The organism is Priestia aryabhattai (genome assembly GCF_023715685.1).
Classification (GTDB): domain Bacteria; phylum Bacillota; class Bacilli; order Bacillales; family Bacillaceae_H; genus Priestia; species Priestia aryabhattai_B.
In genome coordinates this window covers 1041468-1059101 of record NZ_JAMBOQ010000002.1, presented here as the reverse complement: position 1 = coordinate 1059101, position 17634 = coordinate 1041468, and the positions used below count along the sequence as shown (strand labels likewise).

15 protein-coding genes, 2 pseudogenes and 2 other annotated features are annotated in these 17634 nt (G+C 36.5%); of the genes and pseudogenes, 15 read left to right on the top strand and 2 right to left on the bottom strand.

The window, feature by feature from the left end; all coding sequences use genetic code 11:
• The first annotated feature begins 30 nt into the window (after positions 1 to 30).
• The 13 genes and pseudogenes from ablA (at position 31) to M3225_RS12330 (ending at position 13528) form a co-directional block, all read left to right on the top strand.
• Positions 31 to 1440: a lysine 2,3-aminomutase gene (gene ablA, locus M3225_RS12390; RefSeq protein ID WP_251394092.1), complete on the top strand. Its 1410-nt coding sequence runs from the start codon at positions 31 to 33 to the stop codon at positions 1438 to 1440.
• A 2-nt stretch (positions 1441 to 1442) separates the two neighbouring features.
• Positions 1443 to 1721 (top strand): YokU family protein, encoded by a 279-nt coding sequence (locus M3225_RS12385; protein ID WP_013057076.1) that lies wholly within the window; start codon positions 1443 to 1445, stop codon positions 1719 to 1721.
• Positions 1722 to 1822: 101 nt separating this feature from the next.
• Positions 1823 to 3304 (top strand): amino acid permease, encoded by a 1482-nt coding sequence (locus M3225_RS12380; RefSeq protein ID WP_251394090.1) that lies wholly within the window; start codon positions 1823 to 1825, stop codon positions 3302 to 3304.
• Positions 3305 to 3560: 256 nt separating this feature from the next.
• A pseudogene (locus M3225_RS12375) lies at positions 3561 to 4300 on the top strand (MBL fold metallo-hydrolase).
• Between the two features lie 37 nt (positions 4301 to 4337).
• Complete coding sequence (locus tag M3225_RS12370; RefSeq protein ID WP_251394088.1) at positions 4338 to 4595, top strand: SunI/YnzG family protein; 258 nt, start codon at positions 4338 to 4340, stop codon at positions 4593 to 4595.
• Between the two features lie 39 nt (positions 4596 to 4634).
• On the top strand, positions 4635 to 5096 hold the full coding sequence (locus M3225_RS12365) for a GNAT family N-acetyltransferase (RefSeq protein WP_251394086.1): 462 nt from the start codon (positions 4635 to 4637) through the stop codon (positions 5094 to 5096).
• A 190-nt stretch (positions 5097 to 5286) separates the two neighbouring features.
• Positions 5287 to 6459, top strand: a complete 1173-nt coding sequence (locus M3225_RS12360; RefSeq protein WP_251394084.1) for an iron-containing alcohol dehydrogenase — start codon at positions 5287 to 5289, stop codon at positions 6457 to 6459.
• Positions 6460 to 6639: 180 nt separating this feature from the next.
• Positions 6640 to 7845, top strand: a complete 1206-nt coding sequence (locus M3225_RS12355) for an MFS transporter (protein WP_251394082.1) — start codon at positions 6640 to 6642, stop codon at positions 7843 to 7845.
• A gap of 293 nt (positions 7846 to 8138) precedes the next feature.
• Positions 8139 to 9401, top strand: a complete 1263-nt coding sequence (locus M3225_RS12350) for an ATP-grasp domain-containing protein (protein WP_251394080.1) — start codon at positions 8139 to 8141, stop codon at positions 9399 to 9401.
• 15 nt (positions 9402 to 9416) lie between these two features.
• Positions 9417 to 9977, top strand: coding sequence for a hypothetical protein (locus tag M3225_RS12345; protein WP_251394078.1), 561 nt, complete (start codon positions 9417 to 9419; stop codon positions 9975 to 9977).
• A gap of 32 nt (positions 9978 to 10009) precedes the next feature.
• On the top strand, positions 10010 to 10948 hold the full coding sequence (locus tag M3225_RS12340; RefSeq protein ID WP_251394076.1) for a DMT family transporter: 939 nt from the start codon (positions 10010 to 10012) through the stop codon (positions 10946 to 10948).
• A 27-nt stretch (positions 10949 to 10975) separates the two neighbouring features.
• Positions 10976 to 12211: a DUF6421 family protein gene (locus tag M3225_RS12335; RefSeq protein WP_251394074.1), complete on the top strand. Its 1236-nt coding sequence runs from the start codon at positions 10976 to 10978 to the stop codon at positions 12209 to 12211.
• A 15-nt stretch (positions 12212 to 12226) separates the two neighbouring features.
• A complete protein-coding gene (locus tag M3225_RS12330; protein WP_251394072.1) occupies positions 12227 to 13528 on the top strand; it encodes a valine--pyruvate transaminase in 1302 nt (433 codons plus the stop codon).
• Positions 13529 to 13693: 165 nt separating this feature from the next.
• On the opposite strand, the gene M3225_RS12325 is transcribed toward M3225_RS12330, so the two are convergent.
• Positions 13694 to 14086, bottom strand: a complete 393-nt coding sequence (locus tag M3225_RS12325) for a (2Fe-2S) ferredoxin domain-containing protein (RefSeq protein ID WP_251394070.1) — start codon at positions 14084 to 14086, stop codon at positions 13694 to 13696.
• A gap of 93 nt (positions 14087 to 14179) precedes the next feature.
• Positions 14180 to 14457 (bottom strand): annotated as a pseudogene (gene rpsN / locus M3225_RS12320) (30S ribosomal protein S14).
• A 248-nt stretch (positions 14458 to 14705) separates the two neighbouring features.
• Between rpsN and M3225_RS12315 the strand changes: the two are divergent.
• Positions 14706 to 15164, top strand: coding sequence for a cell wall hydrolase (locus M3225_RS12315; RefSeq protein ID WP_251394068.1), 459 nt, complete (start codon positions 14706 to 14708; stop codon positions 15162 to 15164).
• 630 nt (positions 15165 to 15794) lie between these two features.
• Positions 15795 to 16021: a binding site (T-box leader), on the top strand.
• Between the two features lie 39 nt (positions 16022 to 16060).
• Positions 16061 to 16289, top strand: a binding site (T-box leader).
• Between the two features lie 53 nt (positions 16290 to 16342).
• A complete protein-coding gene (thrS, locus tag M3225_RS12310) occupies positions 16343 to 17560 on the top strand; it encodes a threonine--tRNA ligase (RefSeq protein ID WP_251394066.1) in 1218 nt (405 codons plus the stop codon).
• Positions 17561 to 17634: the final 74 nt, after the last annotated feature.

The following is a 17634-nucleotide window of genomic DNA, read 5'->3' as shown; positions in this document are numbered from 1 at the left end:
TCAAAAAATGAACTTTGGAGGGAATATAAAATGAAAAATACATTATATAAAGCAAGCAGACACTGGAAAGAAATCGAGCTTTGGAAAGATGTAACGGACGAGCAGTGGAATGACTGGGTATGGCAGCTGACAAACACGATTAAAACATTAGAAGATTTAAAGAAAGTCATAAATCTAACATCTCAAGAAGAAGAAGGTGTAAAAATCGCAACCAAAACGATTCCGTTAAACATCACTCCTTATTACGCATGGTTAATGGATGAGAATGATCCGAAATGTCCAATCAGAATGCAGTCCGTTCCTATTTCAGAAGAACTGCATAAAACAAGGTATGATTTAGAAGATCCGCTTCACGAAGATGAAGATTCACCGGTTCCTGGTTTAACGCACCGTTATCCCGACCGCGTGCTGTTTTTAGTTACAAATCAATGTTCTATGTACTGCCGCTACTGTACAAGAAGACGTTTTTCAGGACAAATCGGAATGGGCGTTCCAAAAAAACAGCTGGATACAGCTATTAATTATATTGCAGCCAATCCTCAAATTCGTGATGTATTAATTTCCGGAGGAGACGGCCTATTAATCAATGACAATATTTTAGAATACATTTTGAAGAATTTGCGTGATATTCCGCACGTAGAAATTATTCGTATTGGTACAAGAGCGCCGGTAGTATTCCCTCAGCGCATTACAGAAAATTTGTGCAACATCTTAAAGAAATATCATCCGGTTTGGCTAAATACGCACTTTAACACATCAATTGAAATCACAGAAGAATCAAAGCGTGCCTGTGAAATGCTTGCAAATGCAGGAGTTCCAGTTGGGAACCAAGCCGTTATTTTAGCCGGAATTAACGACAGCGTGCCAATCATGAAGCAGCTTATGCATGATTTAGTAAAAATTCGCGTGCGTCCTTACTATATTTATCAATGTGATTTATCAGAAGGAATCGGCCATTTCCGTGCACCAATCAGTAAAGGTCTAGAAATTATGGAAGGACTTCGCGGGCATACGTCCGGCTATGCAGTTCCTACGTTTATCGTAGATGCTCCTGGGGGAGGCGGTAAAATTCCGTTGCAGCCAAACTACATTATTTCTCAAAGCTCCAATAAAGTGGTGCTCCGAAACTTTGAAGGTGTTATTACATCTTATCCGGAGCCGCAAAATTATCAAGGTGGCAGCGCAGAAGAATTTTATAAAAAAGTATATCCTGAAGTGTTTGAAAAATTTGAAAGCAACGGTGTTCTTTCGATTATTGATGATACAAAGTTCAACTTAACCCCAGAAGGTCTAAACCGTCTTGACCGCCGGAAAACGTATCACCAAAATCCAGAGCACAGCTCTTTGAAAGACAAGCGTGAAAAGCGCGATCAATTAAAAGAGAAAAAATTTGAAACGCAAATGAAGAAATACGAAACGGCGGGAGCAAAGGAGGAATAATATTGAAGTGCCAATGGTGCGAATCATATGAAGCGAAGGAGACGGATGCAACGGTTTATTGGGAGCTTCCTGACGGTACAAAAGCCATAGAAATTAAAGAGACGCCTTCCATTACATGTTCAGAATGCGGAATTACGTATCAAACAGATGAAACGGTTGGGCACATTGAAGATCAACTGTTTTTAATCAACACCTCTGCCTTAGAAAAAAGTGTAACGTACGAACAACTTATGAGCTTGCCTCGTCTATTAAAACGAAACTACTTTGATTTTTCAAAGTAAGCAATGAAGGGTCCATCTCCTACTTTTTATAGGAGATGGATATTCTTATACGCTTTACGTTAAACATGTTCGCATAGTTCATTTATAAAGGTGGGGTAAGTATGGAAGCGATCGATATAAATCGTAATGAAGAAGAAAAAAAACAGGACGATAAGCATGTAAAACGCCATTTAAAAGCGCGTCATATGACCATGATTGCCATTGGAGGTTCAATAGGAACGGGTTTATTTCTAGCCACGGGATCTTCCATCCAAACGGCTGGACCTGGAGGAGCACTGATTGCTTACGGGGCCATTGGAATTATGGTTTATTTTCTCATGACTAGCCTTGGAGAAATGGCCACGTTTATGCCGGTATCAGGTTCTTTTTCAACGTACGCCAGTCATTATGTAGATCCAGCGCTTGGGTTTGCGCTCGGCTGGAACTACTGGTTTAATTGGGCTGTTACACTTGCTGTAGAAATAGCTGCTTCTGCTATTATCATGAAATTTTGGTTCCCTGATGTACCAAGTATTATCTGGAGCGCTTTGTTTTTAGGCTTAATTTTTTTACTTAATTTCCTATCTGTAAAAAGTTATGGAGAATCTGAATATTGGTTTGCTCTCGTGAAAGTAGTAACCATCATTGTGTTTATCGGTGTGGGCCTTCTGACGATCTTTGGCATCTTCGGCGGTGAATATATTGGCTTTGAAAACTTTACATTAGAAGAAGCGCCGGTCAACGGCGGATTTCTGTCCGTACTAAGCATTTTCTTTATCGCGGGGTTTTCTTTTCAAGGTACAGAGCTAGTCGGTATTGCTGCGGGGGAAAGTGAAAACCCTCAAAAAAATATACCAAAAGCCATTCGGCAAGTCTTTTGGCGTATTCTTCTATTTTATATTGCAGCGATCGCTGTGATCGGGCTTATCATTCCTTACACAAGTCCATCTCTTTTAGGAGGAGACGTGGATAACATTGCTGTTAGTCCATTTACGCTTGTTTTTGAAAAAGCAGGAATTGCTGCAGCTGCTTCGGTGATGAATGCTGTTATTCTTACATCAGTTTTATCAGCCGGAACATCTGGCTTATACGCTTCTACGCGAATGTTATGGTCAATGGCAAATGAAGGGCAAGCACCTAAAGCACTTCGAAAAATTAATCGTCGAGGGATTCCAGTAAACGCGCTTGTTTTAACCACTATTATTGGCGGTCTTGCCTTTTTAACATCAATTTTTGGTGATCAAATGTATATGTGGCTTTTAAACGCTTCAGGCATGAGCGGATTTATTGCGTGGATTGGTATTGCCGTCAGCCACTATCGTTTCCGAAAGGCATATGTCGCTTCAGGAAGAGAGATAGATGAGCTGGCGTATAAAGCAAAATGGTTCCCTCTAGGACCTGTTCTTGCATTTGGAATGTGTCTCATCGTTATTCTAGGACAGAACTATCAAGCAGTACTCTCTGACAAAATTGATTGGTACGGCTTAACGGTCTCATACATCGGACTTCCTCTCTTTTTAGCTACTTGGTGGGGATATAAAATAGCAAAGAAAACGAAGGTTGTACCTTTGCATGAGTGTATTCAAAAAGAGGATAAGAAATAAAAAAGCTATAGTGGCTAATGATGAATGTAAGCTAAAAAGGTGAATCTTAGACAACAAGGTTCACCTTTTTTATTTATAGAAATCTCAAAAATTCTCTCATATCAAGTTTTATTCTATAAATATCATAACATAAAAAGTGATTTTTTTCCAGTCTAGTTTTTATTTTGTTTATTGATAAAATTCAATAATAGCGCTGCATGCTAAGCAATTATGAAGGTTGAAAACCTTTGTATTTTAATAAGAAAAGGGGTGTGGGATGAGAATTTCTGAAGGTGTTGAAATGCTACAGTTGACTGCCAGAGCGTTTGATCAAGATATAACATTAAATCCGACATTAGTGTGGAATAACGATGAAGCTATTTTAATTGATACAGGAATGCCTGGACAAATCTATCAGCTTAAAGAGGCGTTAAATGAATTAAATATGTCTATGGAACAGCTACAAGCAATTCTTTTAACACATCAAGATCTAGATCATATAGGATGTGCTACCGATATACGAAAAAAATCAGGTGAAAATATCATAGTATATGCTCATGAATTTGATAAGCCGTATATCGAAGTAAACTTCCGCTTATCAAAACAAATGCGAGTCGAATGAGTAAAGAAGAACTAGAAGCTATACCTGATGAAATAAAATATTTATATAACAATCCTCCAAAAGTTGGCGTAGATATAGTATTAAAAGGAAGTCAAGTGCTCCCATACTGTGGAGAAATTGAAGTTATTTTCACTCCCGGACATACGCCTGGGCATGTAAGTTTTTATTTAAAGAGATCAAAAACACTGGTTGCTGGGGATGCTTTAGTATTGGCAAATGGACAACTGATGGGACCTGTTAAACAAACGACCTTAGATATGGAACAAGCAGTACAATCACTTGAAAAATTCTTACACTACGACATCGAGCATGTTATTTGTTATCATGGAGGTTATTTTCAAGGTTGTCCGAAAGAAGAGATTTTAAAAATAAAAGAACATGTTGTAGAGGGATAAAGTTAAGGGAAAATAGAAACCAAAGAGGATGTATAAAATGTTTACACCAACTATTAGTGTCAAAAAAACAAACGGTAATCTCATTATAAAATGGCAGCTTTCACACTTTACGATTCCGTTAGAAGACATTATTGAAGTAACGGAAGATGACACGTATGGAGGTAAAGAAGCAAACGCCATTCGAATTGGCCCTCCGTACGGAACAACTGACCGAATCTTTATTAAAACGACCAATAAAAACTATCTGTTATTTACATCAAACGCACCGGCTATATTAAATGAAATAAATTCATAACGACCATTACTAAATACGAGATATATGGGAGAGAGAAAATTGAAGATTAGCCGTACTTTTGATGCTGATAAGGTTACCAAACTTAATCAGTCTGTTCATCAACTGCATGTAGAATTATACCCGCAGCACTTTCAAAAATATGATTTTCATCAGATAAATGAATTTTTAAAAAAAATGATGGAAAACGATAGGTTTATCTTCCTTCTAGCAGAAGACGAAGGGCAACATGTAGGATTCGCTTGGCTAGAAATAAAGCAGTATGCAGAAACAGTGTTTAAAAAGACTTACGAGTCAATTTACGTTCATCAAATAAATATTGCAGAACATCATAAAAATAAAGGGTTTGGCTCAAATTTGATGAAAGAAATCTATAACATTGCTCGCGCAAACGACATAAATACAATTGAGTTAGATTATTGGAGTGACAATACGATTGCAGAGAGCTTTTACGAAAAAGAAGGCTTTGTTACGTATAGGAAAGTGGCTTACAAAGAACTTTAAAGAGAGCATGTAGGTGCTCTCTTTTCTATGTCTAAGAAATCATTTTCTTCATTTTAATCAATCAATAAAATAAAGTACGCGATATGAGAACTTAACTCTTGAAAAATTTTTGTCTTACATTTATAATTACATTCTTGTTCGCGTAATGCGACAACTTAATTCACATTCAACTAGGAGGTATACAGATAGTATGGAAAATTTCATTTATCATAATCCCACAAAACTAATCTTCGGAAAAGATCAGCTTCAAGCATTATCAGAAGAACTCCCGAAATACGGAAAAAATATTTTGCTTGTGTACGGCGGAGGAAGCATTAAGAAAAACGGTTTATATGATCAAGTTCTTACGCTATTAAAAGGGTTAAACGTAAACATACACGAGTTAGCTGGAGTAGAGCCTAACCCTCGACTATCTACAGTACGAAAAGGAATTGAAATTTGCCGAAATGAAAACATTGACTTCATGTTAGCAGTCGGCGGAGGAAGCGTTATTGACTGCACAAAAGCAATTGCTGCCGGAGCTGAGTATGAAGGCGACGTTTGGGATATCATTAACAAAAAAGTAACGGCTACAAAAGCATTGCCGTTTGGAACGGTATTAACATTGGCAGCGACAGGTTCTGAAATGAACCCTGATTCCGTTATTACCAATTGGGAAACAAATGAAAAATACGTTTGGGGAAGCTCTGTTACGCACCCTGTATTTTCTATATTAGATCCTGTTAACACGATGTCTGTTCCTAGAGATCAAACCATTTACGGCATGGTGGACATGATGAGCCATGTGTTTGAACAATATTTCCATAACGTGAAAAACACACCTTTACAAGATCGTATGTGCTATTCCGTATTACAAACAGTGATTGAAACAGCACCGAAATTACTAGAAGATCTGCAAAGCTACGAACACCGTGAAACTATTTTATATTCAGGAACAATCGCACTAAACGGAACTCTTCAAATGGGCTATTTTGGAGATTGGGCTTCACATACAATTGAACACGCAGTATCAGCAGTATACGATATTCCTCATGCGGGCGGTTTAGCAATACTATTCCCAAATTGGATGCGATACGTTGTAGATCAAGATGTAACTCGTATGAAGCGTGTAATGACAAGCATGTTCGATATTGACACTACAGGTAAAAGCGACAAAGAAATTGCTTTAGAAGGAATCGATAAGTTAAGCGCTTTTTGGTCAATTCTTGGCGCGCCTTCTCGCTTAGCGGATTACAATATCGGAGAAGAGCGACTAGACGAAATTGCTGGAATTGCTGCTCGTGAAATGGAGCACGGAGGTTTTGGTAACTTTAAGAAACTAAATAAAGATGACATTCTAGCTATTCTAAAAGCGTCACTATAAAGTGAAAGATAAAAAAGAAGGAGACATACGTCTTCTTCTTTTTTATCTTATAAATGACTGGAAATTAAGTAGAGTATGAAGAAGGGACTTTTTCTAGAATTTCAGTTAACAATTAAAGAAAAAGCTTTATAATTAAGTACAGAAAGAAAGCTTTAGATGATTATTTAAGGGAGTGGAGAGATGAAAAAGTTTGCGCTAGCTTCATATGCGCTTTATTTGTTAGGTGGATTAGTCATTACAGCAGTAGGGTCTGTCTTACCGCAATTATTAACACATTATCATGTGTCCTATACAGTTGGCGGACAGCTTGTATTATTAGGATCTTTAGGGTTTTTAATAGGAGTTCCGCTTTCTTCTTTTCTATTAGGACGCTTCAGCGAAATGCAGTTACTTACAATCGCCGCATTAATGATAGCGCTATCACAAATAGGTATGCTTTTGCTGCCTCCATTTCAATGGATTATTGTATTCAATTTTTTAAATGGTATTGGTGTAGCAGCATTGGAAGTAGTTGTAGCTACTTTAATGATGGAAGTATTTATCGGTAGAAGAGCTATTGTTATGAGCTATTTAGAAGTATCGTTTGGCTTAGGCGCGCTGTTGATGCCGTTAGTAGCTAGCTTATTGATTTCACAGAACAGCTGGAGGTTTTCATTTTTTATAACAAGTGTACTGGCTTTAATAATGGTTGTGGCATGTAAAATGATTCCTTTTAAAAAAGAGACTGTTTCAACTTTAGAAAGCGATGCTTCAGATGCCAGCTCAGAACCTGCGCCTGTGCTTTCTAAAAGTCAAAGGTGGAAAATACTTGCTCTTTTTAGTGTGATGATTTTTATGTACGCCGGAGTAGAAAGCAGTATGAATAATTTTCTTTCGTCTATTTTTATCACGTATCTAGACGTAATTCCATCACAGGCTACTTTGAGCATAAGCGTTTTTTGGGTTGCTATGCTAATAGGACGAGTGGCCACTGGATGGATTATTCGAATCGTTACATACGAACGCTATCTTTTTAGCAGCATCGGAGGAACAATTGTGAGTTTAGTGCTGTTTATCGTGTTAAAAGAAGCTTTAGCAGGCTATATTTTACTAGGTTTTTTAGGGCTTGCAATGTCAGGTATTTATTCCATTACGATGGTATATGCTAACCATACGTTTACTGGATCTGCTCGTATTGTAACCAGTTTAATTACTGGCTTTTCAGGGCTTGGCGGCGCTATTTTTCCTGCACTTATTGGCTTTACTATGGACGCAAGCGGAATTACCTCAGCACTTTGGTACATAACAGCTTTTGCGTGTTTGTATTTACTGGCGCTTTGCATTGTTTTTTTCGTTCAGCGAGAGGCAAAACAAAAGTCTAATAACCATGTACAGGCTATGAAATAAATGTTACGTCAAAAAAGAAGTGAATCTATAGTTCACTTCTTTTTCTTTTTTTACAAAGATTCTCATTAAATTTTTTCTAACAATATCCTTATAATCAAATAGCAAAATTTCCGCTCTTAATTTCGCCTTAGTACCAATCCTATAAACCATTTGTTTCGCTACCCTTTACTAATATATTAAATATTCTATATATTCCTAATGTTATATAAAATTAAATTGACAAATATATGAAGCTGTCATTAGAATTTAGTAATCGAACAGTGAAAGGCTGTTTAAAAGTAGGGGGGAATTAAATGACGTTAAAAAATAAGCACCTCGCAGTTGTGTTACAAAATACATATTTACCGTTTATCTTTGAAGAAGCGGAAGCTCTCGGAATTAAAGTAACGTTTTTTTATAACCAAGAGGAAGTAAAACCTAAGCATCTTAAAAACGTACAAAATTTTATACCCATTGATCTATTTCACACTCCAGACAAAGCTCTTGAAATTATTAAAGCAGAGCATAACAAAAATCCTTTTGACGGCATTATGACATTATATGAGCCGGCGTTAGAGTTTGTAGCTCAGCTGATAGAAGAATTAAGCTTACCCGGCTTATCACCGTTTGTGATTAGTAACTGTCGTAACAAACAGAAGATGAGGAAGATTTTAAAAGATAATGATCTTAATACTCCTTATTTTAAAGAGGTTGAAAATGAGGATGAATTAAAGAATCTTTTATTTTCCTATCCTGTGGTGGTAAAACCTTCTAATGGATTTTCCAGTCAAGGAGTAACAAGAGCGAATAACAAAAAGGAACTTATCGACAGCATAGAAAAAGTGAGGCGCGTAAATGAAGAAGACCTAAGTAAATTCACAAAAAATAAAACGGGAATGGTAATTGAGCAATTTATAGACGGACCAGAGTTTGCTATTGAGACGTTTTCTGTAGAAGGAGAGGTTTATGTACTCTCTATAGGTTACAAAGGAAATTCCAAAGGACCTTTCTTTGAAGAAGGTGTTTATATAGCTCCAGCTCAGCTAGAAGAAAATGTTTGGAAATCTATTGCACAAGAAGCAGCTAGAGCGGCAAACGCTTTAGGGATTGAGAATGGACCTGCTCACATTGAATTACGCTTAGATCCAACAGGAAAACCTTATGTAATTGAAATAGGAGCGCGCATTGGAGGATCTGGTATTTCTCATTATATTGTAAAAGAAAGTACAGGCATTAACTATATGGAGCTAGTTTTTTACTATGTATTAGGATTAAAACCTCCTGCATTAAAAAATGAAAGAAAACAAAAGAAAGTGGTGGGCAACTATATTATTCCTGTGCAAGGCCATGGAATTTTTAAAGAAATTCAAGGCTTAGAAGACGTTCGTAGAGATACTGAAGTAAAAAGGATTATTCAATTCATAGCTAAAGGTACAGACATTTTACCGTATCCGCACTTTTCAGGTTACCCTGGATTTATTTTGACCACTCATGACTCTTATTCCGAATGTGAACAGTATTACAGCTATTTAGATGACAAGGTGAAAATCGTGTATAAAAATAAAGTCAACGCATAGGGGGTATCAAAGGACATGATAGTTGCAGAGTCATCTAGTAAAAAAAATAAGCAGCTTCAAAAGATTAGCATTATCCATACCTTGGGTCCTAAAGGAACAAATTGTGAAAAAGCAGGCTATCTGTGGTTCGAACACCAAGGCATACAAGGTCAGGTATTTTTACATCAAACGTTGGAAGAAGCTTTAGTTCATGTAAAAGGAACGGAAAGTTCTGCTCTTTTAGGCTGTGCGGTATATCCTTACTTACATGATATTGTGTTCAAAAATTTAACTAGTCTAGAGCTAGTAGATAGCTTTATTATGCCAACGTATAACATGGTACTTGCCTCTAAAGAAGAGGTGATAGCAAACAATAATCTATTAATTGCTTCACATCCTGCCCCTGTTGATTTAGCTCATTCCATCAGTACCAATGTTCAGTTAGTAAATAGTAATGCTCAAGCGGCAATTGACTGCTTAGAAGGAAAGGTAGACGCTTGTATTACAACAAGTAAAGCTGCTAACGAGCAGGGCTTAACAGTTGTAAAAGATTTTGGAGAAGTGCCGATGTGTTTTACGCTCCACGGAAGAAAATAGGCTCAACTTTTTAAAAGAAATAAGGTGAAACAATGATTTCTAAATTAACCCGTATTCATGTACATCTTTTGTTTTGTCTATTAGCCGTCATCGGGGGGACGACATGGGCTTTTCAAAAGACTGGATTAAAAGATAGCTTGCCTTTATGGTCAGCAGGTATGAGGTTTTTAATTGCTAGTTTATTAATCGCCCTCTATCTCTTATTCACAAAAAAAATGGCCGTTTCAAAAGAAGTAGTAATCATTTCAGCATTAAACGGACTTTTTTATTTTGCTCTACCGTTTGGTTCTGTTTATTGGGCCTCTGTTTATTTGCCAAGCGGACTTGTTTCTGTTTTAGCTGCCAGCATTTCAGTGTTTGCCCTTTTATTTAATCGATTGTTTAAAGGAACACCAGCTACAAAAGGACAAAAGATAGGGGTCGTCATGTGCTTAATTGGTATGAGCGTTGTATTTGGAAATCAGCTGTTTATACAGGGAAATGTGATTCAAATAGTAGCAATGATTGTCATTTTAATGGCTATGCTAGGTTCTGCTTTTATAACTGTTCAAGTACAATCTCGCATCAAATCTTTGCCTATTATGACCTTTAATTCATTTTCGATGCTAAGTGGAGGAGCCTGTTTACTGATTGTTAGTTTATTTGTAGAGAATGGAAACCGCACTTTCTCTGGGATTAGTCTTATATCATTATTATATTTGGCCATTATAGGGTCGGTCTTGGGGTTTTCTATTAATATTTATTTATTAAAAAAATGGCATATATCAAAAGCAACGGCGCATTTATTTATTTCACCGGTTATCGCCTTGTATGTAGGGTTTGTCTTTTTAGGTGAAACATTAAACAAACAGGTCTATATAGGTACAGCGTTTGTAATAGCAGGGGTTATATTTATTAACTTGAAAAAGCAAATAGAGAAAAACACAAATAACTCTACTCTTAAATCATCTAAAAATATTTCTGCTAAATAGCTGTTCTAAAAAAGGAGGTTGTTAATCATGTTAACAAAAAATCATACCCAAAGTTTAGTGGAGTTATTGAACGATAAAATAGTACCCGCTCTAAATCAGATAAGAAAATATCAGGGGCCAAATGGAGAAGTCAAAAGAAATTATGAAAAAGCTAGAGAACTCTTATTAAAAGTAGTTGCTGAAACTGAAACGGTATATAACTCTTTAAACTTACCTGAAGTGTGGAATGCATTAAAAAATGACGTATGTAATTGGATTGAAAGAGGACTCGATCAGGTTCCTTACTTTGATCAAACATTAATCACTTATAGTCCACCTGCAAACGGGGAAGCGACGTTCTTTTTAGGACCGATTGTAACGCCTAATGGCCCTACAAAAAGAGGGTTTTATTTAGAGGCTTTTATCGCCGTTCGCGATGAACCTGAAATCATGAAATCAATTGAAGCAGATCTTCCTCACCCTAAAAATGGATGTGAATCTTTAAAGTTGTTAGCTGGAACTCAAGGGTTTATGGAAGGGAAGTGTATTGTATTTTTCCCTGAGAATGTAAAAACAAAAGAAAAAGTAACAAGTCAAAACTTTGCGATATTTTTCTTTAATAAATTTTGCAGCATATACAACGATGATACATTAAAAAGAGCCTATTCTATCTTTCCTGATTTTAACTTTAAATCTCATACTATGAATAGAGAAGACACTTATCAAGCAAGAGTAATCTGGGGATATCTACATGATTATTATCATCACTGCGGAAATAAACCTTTTAACCAACATATACAGGCTAAAATGAATTTTTTTGCAGGCATACTAGAAGAAGTTAAAGTAGATTGCCAGACGGTGCTGACTCTTCATAAAAGAAAATATCCTTTTTGGGAAGAGATAACGGAATTTGTTCTCTTTGAACGACTTTTAAGATACCCTAGTCAGCATAATGCACCTCGAAACTTTGATTCCGGAACAGGATTTTTTCTTTTTAGCTGGCTGGTTGCAAATGGGCGTTCAATATCCCGAAAAAGGGAACATGCTTATCTAGATTTAGACATGTGTTTGAAAGAACTAGATTTTTTAGTAAAAGAAATTGAGGAACTTGAAACGATTCAAAGTGACCTTGACTATAAAGAAGAAGCTGAACATTATGTTCGAAAATACTTATTACCTAGTGAGAACGGTGATAAATTTATTATCCCGGACAATTACTTTATTAATCAGCAAAATAAAAAGATTGAAGTTCCATACTTACTATTCGATGACCATAACCTCTAAGGAGAAGGTGCAATAATGACTACTTTACATTTAAGTAAAATAGGAAACAAAATGACTAATAAAGTAGGCGTTCGCGCCATTATGCATGACATCCAAGAAGTGCTCAATTCTGATCTCAATCAATATGTGAATTTAAGTGCTGGCAACCCTGCAATACTCCCTCAGGTTTATGAAATGTGGGAAGAAGCTTTAAGAGATATTGTAAACGACAAACAATTAAAGAATTTGATTAGCCAATATGGTTCTAGTTACGGTACGCATGAATTAATTGATTGCATAAGAGAATACTTTTCTACGAATTATCATATTAAACTGGACAGAGAACAAGTCTTGATAACTTCAGGAAGTCAAAATCTCTTTTTTTTAGCTCTAAATTCATTTTGCGGTACAAGTAAAGAAGGAAGAGTAAAAAAAGCATTAATACCTATGCTGCCAGATTACGCTGGGTATAGTGGAGTGGGGCTAGAGGAAGGTATAATAGAAGGAATTCCGCCTATCGTCTCAAAGCTTGATAATCATACGTTTCGTTATGAATTTAACGAACAGGCATTTAAAGATAAAATAGCTCAGGATCCAGATATCGGAGCTGTCGTATTATCAAGACCTAATAATCCAAGCGGTAACATTCTTTCAGAAAAAGCCGTACAGTTTATATCCCAAGTATGCAAGGACTATAACATTCCATTGCTAATTGACTCAGCGTACGCACCGCCGTTTCCGGCTATCAATTTTGTTGAAATGAATCCAATTATACATGACAACATCATTCACTGCATGAGTCTTTCTAAAGCCGGTTTGCCTGGAGAGAGAATAGGGATTGCTATAGGAAAAAGTGAATTTATAAAAGTAATGGAAGCATTTCAATCAAATATTTTGATTCACTCTTCTAGGCTAGGTCAACGGATGGTGGTTAACACCTTGAAGAGCGGGAAGTTAGCTGGAATTTCAACTAACTATATAAGAGCTCATTATAAACAGAAACATGACTGTTTAAAAAATCTTTTAACTACACGTATGCCGGATGATATTCCTTGGTATTTGCACAAAGCAGAAGGTTCGTTATTTGGTTGGCTTTGGTTAGAAGGTTTGCCTTTCAGTGATAACGATCTATACAATAAATTAAAAGCGGAAAACTTGATTGTAGTACCAGGAGGGTCATTCTTTCACGGTAGTCAATCTTCTTCTCACAATCAGGAGTGTATTCGCATAAGTCTTACTGCTACAGATGAGGAGTTAAAGAAAGGAATTGATATTCTTTCGTCAGTAGTTAAGGAAATATACAGTTCAGATTTTATATTTCAAATAGAAACAATATAATTTCTTTAAGATTCAGAGATGACAAAAGCCGACCAGTTTTCTAAGGTCGGCTTTTGTTGTTTAGATTAAGTAATAGGTGCATTAGAGAGAACAACCATACATTTTTAATGATGTTTCTCTGTTAGTTGGTTAACTTTATAAGTACCATGTTCTCACTGTTGTAAATTAAAGTTTTTTAGATACTTTTATGACTGTTTCTTTTTCTTTTGAAATACCTTTCACAGTACCTTCTGTTCGTTGGAAACCTTCTCCGCAAAAAGTATGGCTTATTTTTTCGGCAAAAGGTTGACTTGTCTTTAAAGAGTTAATAAGCTCTCGTGCATCATGAGGTTTCATATCTTTATACCAAATACCGTCTGGATAGGAAATTACGACGCATTTATCATGGCATCTTCCATTACATCGAGTGCGAGTGGTGTGTATGTATTCGTCCATCCCTTGATTAGCTATCTCAGTTCGAATCGCTTGTGTAACTTCTTCGGCTCCAACTCGATTGCAGCTGCTTCCATTGCAAATGAGAACGTGATGGTTCGTTTTATCTAAGTTCCATGTAGCCACTTTGATTCCTCCTATTAAAAAGTAATGATTACGATTTAAAAAGCGTGTTAATTCTTTTTTAGCAAAGAGAGAGGCTTTTACTTGATTAGAAATTTACCAGCTTGACTTTTTCACTCCAGGAAGCTGTCCCTTATGAGCTAACTCTCTAAAAGTAATTCTAGAAAGTTTAAATTTACGTAAATATCCGCGAGGCCTTCCCGTTACTTCACAGCGATTATGCAAGCGAGTAGGAGAAGAATCTCTTGGGAGTTTTCGTAGTTCATCATAATTTCCCTGTTCCTTTACCTGTTTTCTTAACTCAGCATATTTTTCGACAAGCGCTTGTCGTTCTTTTCTTTCGCTATTTTTGATTTTTTAGCAAAATAATCAATCCTTTCTTAAGAATTTCATATAAATCGTAATCATTACTATTTATATTTTTACATCATAAACTACTAAGGAAGTAAATGCAACTAATACTTAATCATAAAAGGTGCAGTTTTATAAGTTAAAGATCCTTTAAAGAAGATAATAACATCCAATTTCTTTTGTAATTGGATAATTTTTCGTAATGAAAGCCTCTTATATTTCTGCTAGCATATGAACCACGTCAAGAAATAGCAGGGAGGCTTTTATTTTTATGATGAAGAAACTAGTGATTGCTATAGCAATGCTTATCCCAAGTTTTGGTGCAGGTTACTCAGCAGTTGCTGCAGCGCCCGCTCATGAACAGCACATTCAAGTAAATAAAAATGATAAAGAATTATTAGCTCGTCTTGTATCAGCTGAAGCCAAAGGAGAGTCGTACGCAGGCAAAGTAGCCGTGGCGACAGTTGTATTAAATAGAGTCGACAGCAGCAAATTCCCAGACACTGTAAAAGGCGTTATTTATCAAAAAGGTCAGTACAGCCCAGTCAGCAACGGTCAAATTAATAAACCTGCAGACAAAGGTTCAAAAAAAGCTGTAGAAGAAGCAATTAACTTCCAAGGTCAAGGAAAAGGTTCATTATTCTTCTTTAACCCTGATAAAACGGGAGATCAGTGGCTTCGCGGAAAACAAGAAACAATTAAAATTGGACATCATGTATTTGCAAAATAACTAAAAAAGCTAATGGTTAGCTACATGCTGTCATTAGCTTTTTTACTTGTGTATACAAAATAAACAGTAGAGTAATATTCACTATTAGAGCATTAGAATAAATTTTAAGAAGAAATAACATAGCATGAAGTATGCAAGATGAGTTTTCACGTCCATGTATCTAACAAAATAGTTCCTATGAATTTTCGTCCAATATTTACGCGATTTAAAAAGATTTAATATTTTAGTATATTATCGATAGTCTCTGTTTTACCCGAAGTCGCTATTTCGTTTTATACGCTTTCTTAAGATGTCTCCAAGAGCATTTTGGATTGGCAGGTGCTCGGCTGTTTTGTGATATTTTTGTTGCGGATAGAGGATTTGAATGAGCTGTATATGGGTTCATAACATTTATCTCGCTTTTCTTCTTTTACCTTAAAATAAAAGTAAAGTAAGCATAAAATCAATTTATGATAACGCCGTAAGTAAGTTATGAACATTATAATAAAAAACTTTTTAAGTGGGCGTATTCCTAAGTAACTTTTTAGAAATTCAAGCATAAGGTAATTCTATAACATTAAAAAATAAAAAATATCTCTTGACTTCTGTTAAATTTATACACTATAATCGCTTTTAACAACTAACAAACATTATTTGGCAATGAAAAGGACATGAATTAGATGCAGTTTTCTTCGCAGAGAATAGGGCCACTGGCTGAGAGCCCTTAAGAAATCATCTAGTTTACCACCTTAGAGCTATTGCAGGGAACGTACATAACTGAAACTGCAATCGGTAAAACCGTTATCTTTTTTGAGCGTAAAATACGTATGGGTATTTTACGGAATTAGGGTGGTACCACGGCCGCATTCGTCCCTTCTTTAGGGACGAGTGCGGTTTTTTATGTGGGAAAAATGAATATACAAGCAATGAAAAGGACATGAATCATTTTTGAATTTTCTTTACAGAGAGTAGGGTCACTGGCTGAGAACCCTTAGAAAACGAAATGAATTTACCACCTTGGAGCTGCAGCGGGGAATGTGTATACACTGAAACCGCGACCGGTAAAACCGTTATCTTTTTAAGCGTAAAATACGTATGGGTATTTTACGGAATTAGGGTGGTACCACGGCCGCATTCGTCCCTTCACTAGGGATGAGTGCGGTTTTTTTGATGAATAAAAACATATTGGAGGAATGAACATGTCAAAACAAATGGAAGCAGAAAAACGAAATCACCAAAAATTAGGTCAAGAACTGGAGCTGTTTATGTCGATGGAAGAAGCTCCTGGAATGCCGTTTTTTTTACCTAATGGAATGATTGTTCGAAATGAGTTAGAAAACTACTGGAAACAAAAGCATTACAAAGCAGGCTATCAAGAAATAAAGACACCCCTCATGATGAAACAGGAGCTCTGGGAACAATCAGGGCACTGGGAGCACTACCATGAGAATATGTATTTTTCAAATGTTGACAAACAAAACTATGCGATTAAACCGATGAATTGTCCCGGAGCCATTTTATTGTTTAACAGCAAGAGAAGAAGCTACCGAGAACTTCCGATTCGATACGCAGAGCTTGGATTAGTTCATCGTCATGAGCTTTCAGGCTCTTTAAACGGATTGCTGAGAGTTCGGTCATTCACACAGGACGACGCGCATTTATTCGTAGAACTTAGTCAGATAGAAGCTGAGATTAGCCGCATTCTAGCGTTTATCCATGACTTTTATTCACATTTTGGCTTCGACTACAAAGTGGAGCTATCCACACGTCCTGAAAAATTTATGGGGGATATTGAAACATGGAACCAAGCAGAAAAGTCTCTTCAATCTGTGTTAATTGAAAAAGGCTTAGACTACCAGGTAAATGAAGGAGACGGGGCTTTTTACGGGCCGAAAATCGATTTTCATATTTTAGATTCCTTAGGTCGCAGCTGGCAGTGCGGAACAGTTCAGCTTGATTTCTTAATGCCAGAGAAGTTTGACTGTATGTATATTGGAGAAGACAACAAACCGCACCGCCCTGTAATGATTCACCGCGCTATATACGGATCCGTTGAACGATTTATGGCTATCTTGATTGAACATTACGAAGGTCAATTTCCTCTTTGGTTAGCTCCTGTTCAACTCAAGCTATTGCCTATTGCACCGCCGCATGTGGAATATGCATATAAGGTGAAACATGAGCTGGAGTCACAAGGGTATCGTGTTGAGGTGGATGATCGCATTGAAAAAATAGGTCTGAAAATTCGAGAAGCAGAAATGATGAAAGTTCCTTATATGGCCGTGATAGGAGATAAAGAAGTGGAAAATGAATTTCTTTCCATGCGAAAGCATGGAAAGAAAAATATTGGAACAATAAGTGTTGAAGATGCAGCTATACACTTGAGTAAAGAAATGAATTCAAACGGAGTTTATTGAAACTACTCACCTTACTAAATAGAAAAATCCGATTTTTTAAGTCGGATAGTGATTCCCTTCATTTTGTCTTACAC